14 protein-coding genes are annotated in these 14894 nt (G+C 70.3%); all 14 read right to left on the bottom strand.

The features are described from left to right. Positions 1–120: 120 nt before the first annotated feature. The 14 genes from pyrF to ACT3S3_RS10125 all read right to left on the bottom strand — a co-directional run bounded on the left by pyrF (position 121) and on the right by ACT3S3_RS10125 (position 14862). On the bottom strand, positions 121–963 hold the full coding sequence (gene pyrF, locus ACT3S3_RS10190) for an orotidine-5'-phosphate decarboxylase (RefSeq protein WP_301441907.1): 843 nt from the start codon (positions 961–963) through the stop codon (positions 121–123). Continuing rightward, positions 950–4300 (bottom strand): carbamoyl-phosphate synthase large subunit, encoded by a 3351-nt coding sequence (gene carB / locus ACT3S3_RS10185; protein ID WP_444626740.1) that lies wholly within the window; start codon positions 4298–4300, stop codon positions 950–952. Before carB ends, pyrF begins: the two co-directional genes overlap by 14 nt. Next, a complete protein-coding gene (gene carA / locus ACT3S3_RS10180; RefSeq protein WP_301441905.1) occupies positions 4301–5470 on the bottom strand; it encodes a glutamine-hydrolyzing carbamoyl-phosphate synthase small subunit in 1170 nt (389 codons plus the stop codon). Continuing rightward, entirely contained in the window at positions 5467–6861 is a 1395-nt protein-coding gene (locus ACT3S3_RS10175) for a dihydroorotase (RefSeq protein ID WP_301441904.1), read from the bottom strand. The genes carA and ACT3S3_RS10175 overlap by 4 nt, the downstream gene beginning before the upstream one ends. Continuing rightward, a complete protein-coding gene (locus tag ACT3S3_RS10170; protein WP_301441903.1) occupies positions 6858–7841 on the bottom strand; it encodes an aspartate carbamoyltransferase catalytic subunit in 984 nt (327 codons plus the stop codon). The genes ACT3S3_RS10175 and ACT3S3_RS10170 overlap by 4 nt, the downstream gene beginning before the upstream one ends. Next, positions 7838–8434 (bottom strand): bifunctional pyr operon transcriptional regulator/uracil phosphoribosyltransferase PyrR, encoded by a 597-nt coding sequence (pyrR, locus tag ACT3S3_RS10165; RefSeq protein WP_301441902.1) that lies wholly within the window; start codon positions 8432–8434, stop codon positions 7838–7840. The genes ACT3S3_RS10170 and pyrR overlap by 4 nt, the downstream gene beginning before the upstream one ends. 121 nt (positions 8435–8555) lie before the next feature. Then, complete coding sequence (nusB, locus tag ACT3S3_RS10160) at positions 8556–9185, bottom strand: transcription antitermination factor NusB (RefSeq protein WP_301441901.1); 630 nt, start codon at positions 9183–9185, stop codon at positions 8556–8558. Positions 9186–9190: 5 nt separating this feature from the next. Beyond that, positions 9191–9754: an elongation factor P gene (gene efp, locus ACT3S3_RS10155; RefSeq protein ID WP_301441900.1), complete on the bottom strand. Its 564-nt coding sequence runs from the start codon at positions 9752–9754 to the stop codon at positions 9191–9193. 59 nt (positions 9755–9813) lie between these two features. Next, positions 9814–10878: a M24 family metallopeptidase gene (locus ACT3S3_RS10150; protein ID WP_301441899.1), complete on the bottom strand. Its 1065-nt coding sequence runs from the start codon at positions 10876–10878 to the stop codon at positions 9814–9816. Between the two features lie 57 nt (positions 10879–10935). Beyond that, positions 10936–11367 carry a type II 3-dehydroquinate dehydratase gene (gene aroQ / locus ACT3S3_RS10145; RefSeq protein ID WP_301441898.1) on the bottom strand — a complete coding sequence of 144 codons (432 nt, stop codon included), beginning with the start codon at positions 11365–11367 and terminating at the stop codon, positions 10936–10938. 38 nt (positions 11368–11405) lie between these two features. Beyond that, positions 11406–12512 (bottom strand): 3-dehydroquinate synthase, encoded by a 1107-nt coding sequence (aroB, locus tag ACT3S3_RS10140; protein ID WP_441583063.1) that lies wholly within the window; start codon positions 12510–12512, stop codon positions 11406–11408. Beyond that, positions 12509–13123 (bottom strand): shikimate kinase, encoded by a 615-nt coding sequence (locus ACT3S3_RS10135; protein ID WP_301441896.1) that lies wholly within the window; start codon positions 13121–13123, stop codon positions 12509–12511. Before ACT3S3_RS10135 ends, aroB begins: the two co-directional genes overlap by 4 nt. Next, entirely contained in the window at positions 13123–14349 is a 1227-nt protein-coding gene (gene aroC, locus ACT3S3_RS10130) for a chorismate synthase (RefSeq protein ID WP_301441895.1), read from the bottom strand. Before aroC ends, ACT3S3_RS10135 begins: the two co-directional genes overlap by 1 nt. A gap of 57 nt (positions 14350–14406) precedes the next feature. Beyond that, positions 14407–14862, bottom strand: a complete 456-nt coding sequence (locus ACT3S3_RS10125; RefSeq protein WP_441588155.1) for an A24 family peptidase — start codon at positions 14860–14862, stop codon at positions 14407–14409. Positions 14863–14894: the final 32 nt, after the last annotated feature.

Below are 14894 nucleotides of genomic sequence, written 5' to 3'. Positions count from 1 at the left end.
ACACGGGAGAGGTGTCGCAGGTCGCGACCATGAAACAACGCGCCAAGTGTAGCACTACGACCGGGGGAAGTTGAACAAAGCCCCAGTTCGCGCTCCGCGGGACGCTCCCGCGCGGAGCGCTCAGACCTGCGGGAACTCCGCCGCGGCGGCGGCGACCGCCTCGCGCAGGGACCCAACATCCGGGCCCGCGGCGAGCACGGACCGCGAGATGTTGGGGCTGGCCCACCGTTCGGCCGCCCCGGCGATACGCCGGACGTCCTGCGCACCACCGCCCTGGGCGCCCACACCGGGCATCAGCACCAGCCCGCCCACGGCGTCCAGCACCGGCGGTTCGGCGACCGTCGCGCCGACGACCACGCCGACGTTGCCGCCGCCGGGGTGTGCGGCGTTGTGGCGCGCCGCCCAGTCCACCACCGTCTGGGCCACACTCGGCCCGTCCGGGGTGGTCAGCGTCTGGAACTGCGGGCCCTGCGGGTTGGACGTCGCGGAGAGCACGATCACTCCCCTGCCCGTGGCCTCACCGGCCTCCAGGGCCGGTGCCAGGGAGTCCAGGCCCAGGTAGGGCGAGACCGTCACGGCGTCGGCGCACAGCGGCGAGTCGTCCGACAGCCAGGCCGTCGCGTAGCCGGCCATCGTCGAACCGATGTCGCCACGCTTGGCGTCGGCCACCACCAGCGTGCCGGCACCCCGCAGCGCCGCCAGGGCGTCCTCCAGCACGGCCAGCCCGGCGGAGCTGAAGGCCTCGTAGAAGGCGACCTGCGGCTTGACCACGCAGGCGGTGTCGGCGAAGGCCTCCACGCAGATGCGGGAGAACTCCGCCAACCCGGCGACGTCCACACCCAGGCCCCAGTCACGCAGGATGCCGGCGTGCGGGTCCATGCCCACGCACAGGCGTCCCAGGTGCCCGGAGCGGGCGAGGAAACGCTCGCCGAAGGTGTCCCGGGTGGACTCAGTAGCTGTCATGGTCCACGTCCTGGATGGCGCGCACCACCGTGGTGGAGCCCTTCAGCGCCTCGATGCCCTGCACCGCGGCCACGGCACCCTGCACCGTGGTCACGCAAGAGACACTCTGGCGCACCGCGGCGGCACGGATGTCGTAGCCGTCGCCCCGGGCGGCGGCGGTGCTGGCCGGGGTGTTGAGGATGAAGTCGATCGAACCCTGGTCGATGAGGTCCACGATCGAGCTCTTGCCCTCGGCGGCGGTGCCGGACTCGATGTCGGTCTGCTTGGCCACGACCTCGCACTCCAGACCGTTGCGCCGTAGCATCGCCGCGGTGCCCTCGGTGGCGACCAGGTCGAAGCCCAGTGACGCCAGACGCTGGATCGGCAGGATCATGGTGCGCTTGTCGCGGTTGGCCACGGACACGAACACCCGGCCACTGGTCGGCAGGGAGCCGGTGGCGGCCTCCTGGGACTTGGCGAAGGCGGTGCCGAAGTCGGAGTCCAGGCCCATGACCTCGCCGGTGGACTTCATCTCCGGGCTCAGCAGGCTGTCGAGCATCTCACCCTGCGGGTTGCGGAAGCGGTTGAAGGGCATGACCGCCTCCTTGACCGCGATGGGGTGGCCCAGCGGCAGCGAGCCGCCGTCCCGGTCACCCGGGATCAGGCCCTCGGCGATGAGCTCGCGGATCGGCGTACCGGTCATGATGCGCGAGGCCGCCTTGGCCAGCGGCACACCGGTGGCCTTCGAGACGAAGGGCACGGTGCGCGAGGCACGCGGGTTGGCCTCGATGACGTAGAGGACGTCGTCCTTCAGGGCGAACTGGATGTTCATCAGGCCCTTGACCCCGATGCCGTGGGCCAGGGCGGCGGTGGAGCGACGCACGTTGTCGATGTCGCTCTCCCCCAGTGTCATCGGCGGCAGGGCGCAGGCGGAGTCACCGGAGTGGATGCCGGCCTCCTCGATGTGCTCCATCACGCCGGCGAGGTAGACCTCGTCGCCGTCGCACAGGGCGTCGACGTCGATCTCGATGGCGTTGTCCAGGAAGCGGTCGACCAGCACCGGGTGGTCCGAGGTGATCTCGGTGGCGCGGTCGATGTAGTCCTCCAGGGAGGCCTCGTCGTAGACGATCTCCATGCCGCGTCCGCCGAGCACGTAGGACGGACGCACCAGCACCGGGTAGCCGATGCGGGCGGCGACGGCGCGTGCCTCGGCGAAGGTCGTGGCGGTGCCGAAGGCCGGGGCGGGCAGCTCGGCCTTCTCCAGCACGGTGCCGAACTCGCCGCGGTCCTCGGCGAGGTTGATCGCCTCGGAGGAGGTGCCGATCACCGGCACGCCGGCGTCGGTGAGACGCTGCGCCAGGCCCAGCGGGGTCTGGCCGCCGAGCTGCACGATCACGCCGGCCACGGTGCCGGACTGTGCCTCGGCGTGGTAGACCTCCATGACGTCCTCGAACGTCAGCGGCTCGAAGTAGAGACGGTCGGCGGTGTCGTAGTCGGTGGAGACGGTCTCCGGGTTGCAGTTGACCATGACCGTCTCGTAGCCCACGCGCGAGAGCTCGAGCGCGGCGTGCACGCAGGAGTAGTCGAACTCGATGCCCTGGCCGATGCGGTTGGGCCCGGAGCCCAGGATGATGATCTTCTCGCGGTCGCGCTGCTCGGCGACCTCGGTCTCGGCCTCGGGGTCCATCTCGTAGGCGGAGTAGTGGTACGGGGTCTGCGCCTCGAACTCCGCGGCGCAGGTGTCCACGGTCTTGAAGACCGGACGGATGCCCAGCGACCAGCGCAGCGACCGCACGCCGTCTTCGCCGGCGAGCTCGGGACGCAGCGCGGCGATCTGGGTGTCCGCCAGGCCCATGTACTTCGCCTCGCGCAGCAGGTCCTCGGTGAGCACCGGGGCGTCCTGAAGCTCGGAGCGGAAGTCCACCAGGGCCTTGAGCTCGTGCAGGAACCAGGGGTCCACGCCCACGGAGGCGCGGTGGACCTGGTCCACGGTGGCGCCGAGGCGCAGGGCCAGCTCCATGTCGTAGATACGGCCCTCGGTGGGACGTCCCAGGTCGTCGAGCACGGCGGCGAGGTCGCCGGCACGCTCGCCGGCGAAGTACTCGTCGGTGGTCGTCCAGAAGCCGGCCGGCTTGGTCTCCAGGGAGCGCAGCACCTTGTTCAGGGCGGCGATGTAGTTGCGGCCCACGGACATGGCCTCACCCACGGCCTTCATGGTGGTGGTGAGGGTGTCGTCGGCGCCGGGGAACTTCTCGAAGGCGAAGCGCGGGGCCTTGACGATCACGTAGTCCAGGGTCGGCTCGAAGGCCGCCGGGGTGACCTGGGTGATGTCGTTGCGCAGCTCGTCGAGGGTGTAGCCGATGGCCAGCAGGGCGGCGATCTTGGCGATCGGGAAACCGGTCGCCTTCGACGCCAGCGCCGAGGAGCGCGACACACGCGGGTTCATCTCGATGGTGATCAGGCGGCCGTCGTCGGGGTTGACGGCGAACTGGATGTTGCAGCCGCCGGTGTCCACGCCCACGGCGCGCAGGATGTCGATGCCCTGGTCGCGCATGATCTGGTACTCGCGGTCGGTCAGCGTCATGGAGGGCGCGACGGTCATGGAGTCGCCGGTGTGCACGCCGAGTGCGTCGACGTTCTCGATGGAGCAGATGACCACGGCGTTGTCGTCGCCGTCGCGCATGAGCTCCAGCTCGTACTCCTTCCAGCCGAGGATGGACTCCTCGATGAGCACGTTGGCCTCGGGGGAGGCGGCCAGGCCGCCACCGGCGATGCGGTCCAGGTCCTCGTAGGTGAAGGCGAGGCCGGAGCCCAGACCACCCATGGTGAACGACGGGCGCACGACGACCGGCAGGCCGAGCTCGGCGACGGTGTCGTGGACCTCGTCCATGTTGTGGCAGACCCGCGAGCGGGCGGACTCGCCGCCAATGGAGGCGACGATGTCCTTGAACTTCTGACGGTCCTCGCCGCGCTCGATGGCGTCGATGTCGGCGCCGATGAGCTCGACGTCGAACTTGTCGAGGATGCCGGCGCGGTCCAGCTGGATCGCGGCGTTCAGCGCGGTCTGCCCACCGAGGGTGGCCAGCACGGCGTCGACCGGGTGGCCGGCCTCCTTCTCCGCGGCGAAGATCTTCTCGATGTACTCGGGCTGGATCGGCTCGATGTAGGTGTGGTCGGCGAACTCCGGGTCGGTCATGATCGTGGCCGGGTTGGAGTTGATCAGCGAGACCCGCAGGCCCTCGGCCTTGAGGGCACGGCACGCCTGGGTGCCGGAGTAGTCGAACTCGCAGGCCTGGCCGATGACGATCGGGCCGGAGCCGATGACGAGGACGTGGTTGATGTCGGTGCGCTTCGGCATTTAGTTGTTCCCTTCCATCAGTTCGATGAACTGGTCGAACAGCGGATTGGCGTCGTGAGGACCGGCGGCGGCCTCGGGGTGGTACTGGACGGAGAAGGCGAGGCCGCTGTCGAGGGCGACACCCTCGACGCAGTCGTCGTTGAGGCAGGTGTGGGTGACCTGGGCGGTGCCGAAGTCGGTGTCGAAGGGCTCACCGGCACGGCCGCTCAGGGCGAAGCCGTGGTTCTGCGAGGTGATGTCGATCTTGCCGGTGAGGTGGTTGAGCACCGGCACGTTGATGCCACGGTGGCCGAACTTCAGCTTGTAGGTCTCCATGCCCAGGGCGCGGCCCAGGATCTGGTTGCCGAAGCAGATGCCGAACAGCGGGATCCTGCGCTCCAGCACGGTACGGACCTGCTCGACCATCACGTCGGCGGTGGCCGGGTCACCGGGACCGTTGGAGATGAACACGCCGTCCGGGGAGTACTGCTCGATGAGCGGCTCGACCGGCGAGTTCGCCGGCACGACCACGGTGCGCACGCCGCGGGCGACGAAGTTGCGCGGGGTGTTGGTCTTGATGCCCATGTCGTAGGCGAGCACGGTGAAGCGCGTCTCCCCCTCGGGCTCAAGCACGTAGGTCTCGTCGGTGGAGACCTGGGTCGCCAGGTCGGCGCCGGCCATCGACTGCTGGGCGTTGACCTCGGCGACGAGCTCCTCGACCGGACGCCCGGCGGCCTCGCCGCTGAACACGCCGGCGGCGACGGAACCCTTGTCGCGCAGGTGACGCACGATAGCGCGGGTGTCGACACCCTGGATGCCGATGACGCCCTGCTTCTCCATCTCCTCGGCGAGGCTGCGGTCGGCGCGCCAGTTGGACACGGTGCGCGAGAGGTCGCGGATGACCAGGCCGGCGACCCAGATGTGGTCACCGTGGGACTCGCCGTCCTCGTCGTTCCAGCCGGTGTTGCCGATCTGCGGGGCGGTCGCCACCACGATCTGCCGGTGGTAGGACGGGTCGGTCATCGTCTCCTGGTAACCGGTCATGCCGGTGGTGAAGACGGCCTCACCGAGGGTGGTGCCGGTGGCGCCGAAGGCCCGGCCGCGGAACACCCGTCCGTCGCCGAGGACCAGCAGCGCGGGGGTGCGGGAGGAACTCACAGCAGTACTCTTCTCTGTCGTATTATCGGTCATTTGTCGCTCACCTGGCCGTCCTGCCAGGTCACCTTGCCGCGCAGCAGCGTGGTGGTGACCTTCACCGGCAGGTCCATCCCCTCGTAGGGGGTGTTGGCCGACTTGGAGGCCATCTGCTCGCCGTGGGCGGTCCAGCCGTGGTCAGGGTCGACCACGCACAGGTTCGCCGGCTCGCCCACGGCCACCGGACGCCCGTGTCCGGGCAGCCGCAGGATCTCCGCCGGGCGCTCCGACATCACCCGGGCCACGAAACGCCAGTCCTGGCGCTCCTGGTCCTGCGGTGGGTCGGTGACGAACAGCCCGGCGATGATCGCCAGGGAGGTCTCCAGTCCCAGCATGCCGGGGCGGGCCTTGTCGAACTCGCAGCACTTCTCCTCGGAGCCGTGCGGGGCGTGGTCGGTGGCCACGCAGTCCACAGTGCCGTCGATCAGGGCCCGGCGCAGCGCCAGGGTGTCGCGGGTCTCGCGCAGCGGAGGGTTGACCCGGTAGTGCCCGTCGTAGGTCTCCAGCTTCTCGTCGGTGAGGATGAGGTGGTGCGGGGTGACCTCGGCGGACAGCGGGATGTCGTGCTCGCGGGCCCAACCCAGCAGGCCCACGGTGCCCTCGGTGGAGGCGTGGCAGATGTGCAGGCGTCCGCCGTAGTCGCGGGCCAGCAGGGCGTCGCGGATCACGATGGACTCCTCGGCGACGCGCGGCCAGCCGCGCAGTCCCAGGCGGGCGGCGGTCTCACCCTCGTGGGCGACGGCGCCCTCGGTCAGGCGGGGCTCCTCGCAGTGCTGGGCGAGCAGCACGTCCAGTCCCCCGGCGTACTCCACGGCCCGGCGCATCAGGCGCGGGTCGTCGACGCACTTGCCGTCGTCGGAGAACATGCGCACCCTGGCGTCCGAGTCGGCCATCATGCCGAACTCGGTGAGCTCGGTGCCCTTGAGCCCGCGGCTGATCGAGCCGACCGGGTGCACGTCGCAGAGGTTCTTCTGCTGGCCCTTGAGCCACACCATCTCGGCGATGGCGGGGGTGTCGGTGACCGGGTCGGTGTTGGCCATGGTGAACACGGCGGTGAACCCGCCGCGGGCGGCGGCGGCCGAACCGGTGGCGATGGTCTCGGTGTCCTCACGGCCGGGCTCGCGCATGTGCACGTGCATGTCGACCAGGCCCGGCAGCAGGACCTGGCCGTCGAGGTCGATGACCTCGAACTCATCGGTGGCGCTGATGCTCCCGGTCGGGGCGATCTCGGCGATCACGCCGTCGCGCACCAGCACGTCCTGCGGGTCGCCCTCGCCGTAGGGCAGGACGCCGCGCAGCAGCACGGCCCCCTCGGCGGCCGGGTGAAGGACGCCGGTTGCCGGGTAGTCGTTCACGTTGTTCTCCTCCGGGATGGTTGTTGTGCTCATCGCTGCTCCCCCGCGTTCGTCTCGGTGCCGACCAGCAGGGTGAACAGGGCCGCCATGCGCACGTGCACACCGGCGGTGACCTGGTCGAGGACCACGGTCTGCGGGGCGTCCGCCACCGCGTCGTTGATCTCCATGCCGCGCAGCATCGGGCCGGGGTGCAGCACGATCGCGTCGTCCTTCAGCGCTGCCAGGCGGTCCTGGGACAGCCCGTAGCGCGTGGCGTACTCGCGGTGCGAGGGGAAGAAACCGCCGTCCATGCGCTCGGCCTGCACGCGCAGCATCATCACCGCGTCCGCCGAGGCGATGGCGGTGTCCATGTCGTGGCTGACGCGCACGGTGCCCTTGCCGGCGGCCGGGCCGTTCGGGTTGACCCAGTGCTCGATCCCCGGGGCCAGCAGGGTTCGCGGGGCGACGAAGGTCACGTCCGCGCCCAGGGCGGTGAGCAGCAGGGCGTTGGAGCGCGCCACCCGGGAGTGCAGGATGTCGCCGACGATGACCACGTGGGCGCCGTCGAGCGTGCCGAGCTTGTTGCGCAGCGTCACCGCGTCCAGCAGGGCCTGGGTGGGGTGCTCGTGGGCGCCGTCGCCGGCGTTGAGCACGCTGATGCCGTCACTGCCCTGGCCGACCCAGTTGGCGACCTGGCGGGCCGCACCGGACGAGGGGTGGCGCATGATGATCGCGTCGGCGCCGACGGCGCGCAACGTCAGGGCGGTGTCCTTGAGTGACTCGCCCTTCTTCACCGAGGACGAGGACGCCGAGATGTTGATCACGTCGGCGCTCATCCACTTGCCCGCGGTCTCGAAGCTGGAGCGCGTGCGGGTGGAGTTCTCGTAGAACAGGGTGAACACGGTGCGACCACGCAGGGTCGGCAGTTTCTTGACCTCACGGTCGCGCAGCGTCTCGGCGAAGCGGTCGGCCTCGTCGAGCAGCAGGGTGATGTCGTCGGCGTCGAGGTCGGCGATGCTCAGCAGGTGCTTCATGCGTTGTCTCCTTCCGGCGCCGTGCCGGCCGGGCGGAGCAACTCCACCCGGTCCACGCCGTCGATCTCGGCGAGGGAGACACGGACGTCCTCACTGGTGGAGGTGGGGATGTTCTTGCCCACGTAGTCGGCGCGGATGGGCAGTTCGCGGTGGCCACGGTCGACCAGGACCGCCAGCTGCACGATGCGGGCACGGCCCACGTCGCTCAGCGCGTCCAACGAGGCGCGGATGGTCCGCCCGGAGAACAGCACGTCGTCGACGAGGATGACGGTGGCACCGTCCACCCCGTCGCGCGGGACGCTGGTGGGCTTCAGGGCGCGGTGCGGCGTGGAGGTGAGGTCGTCGCGGTAGAGCGTGGCGTCCACGGCCCCGTGGAACACGCCCACCCCGCTGAACTCCTCGATCTTCTCGGCGAGTCGCGCCGCCAGCGGCACTCCCCCCGACGGGATCCCCAGGAGCACGACCCGGTCGGAGCCGGGTGCGTCCAGTGCCGTTTTCTCGATGATCTGGTGCGCGATGCGTGCGACAGTACGTCCGACGTCGTCCGGACCCAGGAGGGTGACCGTGGTGCCGTCGGTATGCTGCGTGCTCATCGTGACCTCCTTCCCCGCCTCACAGGACGGATCGTTAAAGGTGGTCGGAACCGGCACGAGGACCGGATCCAGTTTCCGTGCAGAATTCTAGCACGGTCCCGGGACGTCAGCCCCGGGGAGTCTAGTTCTCGTCGCCGGGCTCGTCGTCCGGCTCGTCGGCGGGTTCGTCGACGATGCCGTCGACGAGGGCGTCGGCGCGCGCCTGCTCGGCGTCACGCTCGGCCTTCGCCGCCGCAGCGTCCTGCTCGGCCTTCTCGGCGGCGGACGCCTCGTCAGCGAGGCGCTTGTCGCGGGCGATCCCGTCGAGCACGGCGTTGACGTAGCCGGGGGCCTTGTCGTGGGAGTACTCCGAGGCGAGCTGGATGCCCTCCTTGAGCGCCACCCGCGAGGGGACCTCCGTGTTGTAGAGCAGCTCCCAGGCGGACACGCGCAGCACCGCACGGTCCACCGCCGGCAGGCGCTCCAGACGCCAGGTGCTGCTCAGGTGGCTGGCGATCGCTCGGTCGATCTCGTCGAGGGAGGACGCCACCCCCGGCACGATCCGGGCGGTGTACTCCGGCACCTGCTTGACCTGGTTGGACTCGTCCCTGGCCAGTTCGGTGCGGTCCTCGACGATCTCGACGGGGTCGATGTCGCGGAACTCGGCCTCGAAGAGGATGTCGACGGCGCGTCGACGGGCCTTGTAACGGGCCCCGTGGCGGCGGTAGGCCTCACCGGCCTGCTTGTCGCCGGAATGATTCTCGTTGGACATGACGTCTAGTTGTTGACGCGGGAGAGGTACTCGCCCGAGCGGGTGTCGACCTTGACGACGTTGCCGGTCTCCAGGAACAGCGGGACCTGGATCTCCGCGCCGGTCTCCAGGGTGGCGGGCTTGCTGCCACCGGTGGAGCGGTCGCCCTGCAGGCCCGGGTCGGTGTGCTGGATCTCCAGGTCCACGGAGACCGGCAGCTCACCGAAGAGGATCTGGCCGTCGTGGAAGGACAGCTGCACGCGCATGTTCTCCAGCAGGAAGCGGCCGGCGTCGCCGAACTTCTCGGAGGGCACCTCGAACTGCTCGAAGTCCTTGTCGTCCATGACAACGAAGTTCTCGCCGTCGTGGTACAGGTAGGTCATGTCGCGACGGTCGACGGTGGCGGTCTCGACCTTCACACCGGCGTTGAAGGTCTTGTCGAGGGTCTTGCCCGAGACGACGTCCTTCAGCTTGGTCCGCACGAACGCGGGGCCCTTGCCCGGCTTGACGTGCTGGAACTCGATGATCTGCTGCAGCTTGTTGTCGATCTTCAGCACGAGACCGTTCTTGAAATCCGCGGTGGTCGCCACGTGTCTACTCCCTGGGAAACGAGGATGGATGGTCAGCCGGTCAGTCTAGCAGTCCCCTGCTAGAGCACACGCAACTCGGTCGGCGAGGGGTTCACCGACTCCGCGCCGGTGGCGGTGACGATGTAGGTGTTCTCGATCCGCACACCGGTACGCCCGGGCAGGTAGACGCCCGGTTCGATGGTCAGCGTCATCGACTCGGAGAGCTGCTTGTCCTGCGGGGTGCGCGAGGCTGCGTAGGGCGCCTCGTGCACGTCCAGGCCGACACCGTGGCCGGTGGAGTGCACGAAGTACTCCGCGTAACCGGCTTCGTCGATGATGTCGCGGCAGACCTTGTCGACGGCGAACAGGCCCGCCCCCGGGCGCACGGCCTCCACCCCGGCGTTGAAGGAGCGGTACACCAGGTCGTAGATCTCCGCCGACAGTGCGTCCGGCTCCCCCACGCACACCGTGCGGGTCTGGTCGGAGGCGTAGCCGTCGAGCCACACGCCGAAGTCCATGGTCACCAGGCCCGGGACGATGACGTCGCGCGAGACGCCGGCGTGCGGCTTGGCCGCGTTCACGCCGGACGCCAGGATCGTGTCGAAGCTCAGTCCGTCCGCCCCGGCGGCCCGCAGGCGGTACTCCAGGTCGGCCGCGGCCTCGATCTCGGTGATGCCCTCGCGGATGCCGCCGGCGGTGATGAATTCTGTGAAGACCGAGTCCGCCAGCCGGCCGGCCTCGCGCAGGGCGTCCAGCTCGGCCGCGTCCTTGACCAGGCGGGCCCCTTCGACCGCGCCGGAGAGGATCGCCGGGTCACCGAGTTCGCGGGCGGTGGCCACGCTCATGCCCGGTTCGACGGCGAAGGCGCTGTCGCCGGCGACTCCGCGCAGTTCACCGAAGAGGTCACGGGTGATCCGGATGTCGATGTTGGTCGAGTCCGCGGTCTCCTGGCGCACCTGGGTGTCGTAGCGTCCGTCGGTGACCAGGGTCGCCGCACCGTCGGTGTCGAGCAGCAGGGCGGCGTTGGAGCCGCTGAATCCGGTGAGGTAGCGGATGTTCTTCAGGTCGGAGACGAGCAGGAGGCTGTGGCCGGCGTCGGCGACGGTCTGTGCGACGGCGCGGCGGCGGGTGAGGGTGTCGGTCATGACCCTCAGGGTACTACCCCGCCGCGGGCGACGGTGTGCCCGCTCGGGAGGTACCCACTAGCTGCCTGCGAGGTACTCCAGCGCCATGGTGTAGCCCTTGACCCCGAGCCCGGCGATCACGCCGCGGGCGATCGGTGAGAGGTAGCTGTGGTGGCGGAAGGCCTCGCGGGCGTGGATGTTGGAGATGTGCACCTCCACGAAACCGGGGCCGTCGGCGACCTCGACCAGGGCGTCGCGCAGGGCGACCGAGGTGTGGGTCAGGCCGCCGGGGTTGATGACGACCGCGTCGCCGTCGTCGGCCGCCCGGTGCACCCGGTCGATGAGGTCGCCCTCGTGGTTGGACTGCAGCGTCTCGATCTCCACGCCGAGGCGCCGGGCGTCGGCCCTGAGCCCCTCCTCCACGTCGGCCAGGGTGGTGGAGCCGTAGATCTCGGGCTGGCGGCGTCCGAGCCGGTCGAGGTTCGGTCCGTTGAGCACGACGATGCGCATGGTGTCTCCTTGGCTGACTTTGGCTGACTGTTGACGAGCTAGCTGGCGGTGTTGCGGTAGGCGGTCTGCAGGTCTGCCTGGGCGGGGTTCACCAACGTCTGCGGGACGTAGGAACCGTCACCCTCACCGTCGCCTTCACGGTCGCCCACGACGACGACGCGCAGGCTGCCGTCCTTGTTCTTCTTGTCGCGGGCCATGACCTCGGTGAGCTCGGCGAGGGTGGCGTCGGAGTAGCCGGTGGGCAGGCCCACGCTGTCGAGGATACGTCGGTGGCGGGCCACCGCGTCGGCGTCGAGCAGGCCGGCGGCATGGGCGAGCTCGGCCTCGAAGACCATGCCCACCGCCACGGCGTGACCGTGGCGCCACCGGTAGTTCTCGTGCTGCTCCACGGCGTGACCGTAGGTGTGGCCGTAGTTGAGGATCTCGCGCAGCGAGGACTCGCGCAGATCCTGGCCGACGACGTCCGCCTTGACCCTGATGGCCGCCTCGATGAGCTCCGGCAGGGTGCCGTGCGGGTCGCAGGCGGCAGCGGGGTCGGCCTCGTAGAGGTCGAGGATGTGGCCGTCGCGGATGAACCCGGCCTTGATGATCTCCGCGCTGCCCGCCACGATCTCCTGGTGCGGCAGCGTCTCGAGCACGTCGAGGTCGACCAGGACGGCCGAGGGCTCGTGGAAGGCGCCGACGAGGTTCTTGCCGGCGGCGGTGTTGATGCCGGTCTTGCCGCCCACCGCCGCGTCGACCATGGCCAGAAGCGTGGTGGGGTACTGCACGACCCGCACCCCACGCATCCACGTCGCGGCGATAAACCCGGCGAGGTCGGTGGTGGCCCCGCCGCCGACGCCGACGACGACGTCCTGACGCGACAGTCCGGCGTCGGCGCAGACGTCCCAGCACTGCGCGGCACCGGCGACGGTCTTGGCTGCCTCGGCGTCCGGCGTCTCGTACAGGACCGGTTCGACACCGGCGGCGCGCAGGCCGTCGGCCACGCGGGACGCCAGGTCCGCCAGCGGCGGCTGGTGCAGCACCACGGCGCGGCGTGCCCCGGGCACGGCGTCGGCGACAGCGGCGGTCAGGTCGCGTCCGATGACGACGTCGTAGGGGTGCTCCGTGGCGACGTGCACCGTGCGGGTGGTCGGGGTACTCACAGCTGGGCCTCCGGGGTGTGTTCGGGCTCGTCGTCGGCAGGCTCGTCGGCGGCGGGGTCGTGCACGCCGATCAGGGCGAGCACCTCGGCCACGGTGTGCCGGGGGGTGCGTCCGTCGGCGTCGACGACGTAGGTGGCGACCTCCCCGTAGAGGTCCTCACGCTCGGCGAGGATCTCGCGGTAGCGCGCGGCGGGGTCGTCGCCGTCGGCGGCGGCGAGCACCGGACGGGTCGCCAGGTGCGCGGTGCGCCTGGTCCCCTCCTCCGCCGACACCCGCAGGTAGACCACGGTGTGCGCGGCGAGCAGCCGGCGGGTCGCCGCGGAGAGCACCGCGCCGCCGCCGAGGGACACCACGCCGGTGGAGCCCAGCGCCTCGGCGACGTGGGTCTCCTCGCGCGCCCGGAACTCCGGCTCGCCGAGGGCGGTGAACAACTCACCGCAGGACGTGCCGTTGGCGTCCTCCAACAGGGTGTCGGAGTCCACGACCCCGCAGCGCAACGCCTCGCCGAGGGCGTGACCCACGGTGCTCTTGCCGGCACCGGGCGGCCCGACGAGCACGACCCGGGGGGTTGCGGTGGCAGACGCTCCGGCAGCGCCCGTCTCGCCGGCCATCAGGCCTCGTCCCAGGTCAGTCGGGCGTCCACGTCGTCGATGTAGGAGCGGTAGTTGCGGCGGGTCTCGGCGACGCTGTCGCCGCCGAACTTCTCCATCACCGCACGCGCCAGCACCAAGGCGACCATTGACTCGGCGACCACGCCGGCGGCGGGCACCGCGCACACGTCGGAACGCTGGTGGATGCCGGTGGCCGGACGTCCGTCGTCCATGTCCACGGTGGCCAGGGCACGCGGCACGGTGGAGATCGGCTTCATCGCCGCACGCACGCGCAGCTGCTCACCGTTGGTCATGCCGCCCTCCAGGCCGCCGGCGCGGTTCGTCCGACGCCCCACACCCGAACTCCGGTCGAGGCGGTCGATCTCGTCGTGGGCCTCGGAGCCACGGCGACGGGCCTCCTCGAAGCCGTCGCCGACCTCGACACCCTTGATCGCCTGGATGCTCATCAGCGCCTGGGCCAGCTGGCCGTCGAGACGACCGTCCCAGCTGACGTGGGTGCCCAGGCCGACCGGCAGCCCGGAAACCACGACCTCCACCACGCCACCGAGGGTGTCGCCGGACTTGCGGGCGGCCTCGATCTCGCTGATCATCGACTTCTCGTGGTTGTCGCCGTGGGCGGTGAACGCGCGCACCGGGGAGCCGTCCACCGCGTCCAGGTCCGCCGCGGTCGGCGGCGGGCCGGTGTAGGTGTCCGACGGGCCGATCGACAGGACGTGGCTGACAACCTCGGCACCGGTGACCTCGCGCAGCAGGGCGCGGGCGAAGGTGCCCGCCGCCACGCGCGCGGCGGTCTCCCGGGCACTGGAGCGTTCCAGCACCGGGCGGGCCTCGTCGTGGCCGTACTTCACCATGCCGGGGAAGTCGGCGTGCCCCGGGCGTGGGCGGGTCAGACGTGCACCGCGGCCGGAGTCCATCTCCTTGGCCACGGCCTCGTCGGTGAGGTCCACCGGGTCGGCGGACATGATGGTGGTCCACTTCGGCCACTCGGTGTTGCCGATCATCACGGCCACCGGCGAACCGATGGTCAGTCCGTGACGCACGCCGCCGAGGAAGGTCACCTCGTCGGCCTCGAACTTCATGCGTGCGCCACGGCCGTAGCCGAGGCGCCGTCGGGCGAGTTGGCGGGACACCTCGACGCGGGTGACTGGCACCCCGGCGGGAATGTCCTCGACAACGGAAACAAGGGCCTGGCCGTGTGATTCCCCGGCAGTCGTCCATCGAAGCATGCCCTACATTGTCGCACGGGCAACCATTGGTCGTCACCACAACCCGGGGTTTATGGCTCAGGTCACCGTCACGGCGGTGACGGCCGTGGCGACTACCGTGGCCAGCAGCATGCCGGGACCGTGCGGCAACCCGCGCGCCCGGACCCGTGGCGACAGGGCGAACACGAGGGTGACCAGCGAGGCGCCGGCCACGGCGAGCAACACCCCGGCCGCTCCCCCGGCCACCGCGGGGGCCACGCCCAGACTCAGGGCCAACTTGGCGTCGCCGCCACCGACGCGCCATCGCGGGGTGAGCCTGCCGGGCAGCACGCACAGCAGGAACCAGCCCAGCCCACCGAGCACCGCCCACGGGTGACCGGACGCCACGGCGAGCACCCAGGCCACCGGCACGGCGGGCAACGTCAACCTGTCCGGCAGCCGCCGCGAGCGCAGGTCGTGCACCACCAGCGCGCCCGCCCACAGTGCCACGGCCGCCAACGCGACCGTGCTGAGCAGCGCTGTGCTGATTAGCACAGACCCCCCGGTCTCCCCCATCCCCATTCGTC

Origin of the sequence: Corynebacterium sp. AOP40-4SA-5 (assembly GCF_052377355.1) — a bacterium.
Taxonomy (GTDB): Bacteria; Actinomycetota; Actinomycetes; order Mycobacteriales; family Mycobacteriaceae; genus Corynebacterium.
The sequence above is the reverse complement of the archived record's forward strand: the minus strand, read 5'-3'. Positions and strand labels throughout refer to the sequence as shown.

Bases quoted from the DNA above. Each gene is read 5' to 3' on its own strand.
- nusB (WP_301441901.1), bottom strand. From the start codon at position 9,185: ATGTCCAACGAGAATCATTCCGGCGACAAGCAGGCCGGTGAGGCCTAC.
- carA (WP_301441905.1), bottom strand. From the start codon at position 5,470: ATGACCGATAATACGACAGAGAAGAGTACTGCTGTGAGTTCCTCCCGC.
- ACT3S3_RS10135 (WP_301441896.1), bottom strand. From the start codon at position 13,123: ATGGCCGGCGAGACGGGCGCTGCCGGAGCGTCTGCCACCGCAACCCCC.
- aroC (WP_301441895.1), bottom strand. From the start codon at position 14,349: ATGCTTCGATGGACGACTGCCGGGGAATCACACGGCCAGGCCCTTGTT.
- ACT3S3_RS10175 (WP_301441904.1), bottom strand. From the start codon at position 6,861: ATGAGCACAACAACCATCCCGGAGGAGAACAACGTGAACGACTACCCG.
- ACT3S3_RS10150 (WP_301441899.1), bottom strand. From the start codon at position 10,878: ATGACCGACACCCTCACCCGCCGCCGCGCCGTCGCACAGACCGTCGCC.
- ACT3S3_RS10170 (WP_301441903.1), bottom strand. From the start codon at position 7,841: ATGAAGCACCTGCTGAGCATCGCCGACCTCGACGCCGACGACATCACC.
- carB (WP_444626740.1), bottom strand. From the start codon at position 4,300: ATGCCGAAGCGCACCGACATCAACCACGTCCTCGTCATCGGCTCCGGC.
- pyrR (WP_301441902.1), bottom strand. From the start codon at position 8,434: ATGAGCACGCAGCATACCGACGGCACCACGGTCACCCTCCTGGGTCCG.
- aroQ (WP_301441898.1), bottom strand. From the start codon at position 11,367: ATGCGCATCGTCGTGCTCAACGGACCGAACCTCGACCGGCTCGGACGC.
- pyrF (WP_301441907.1), bottom strand. From the start codon at position 963: ATGACAGCTACTGAGTCCACCCGGGACACCTTCGGCGAGCGTTTCCTC.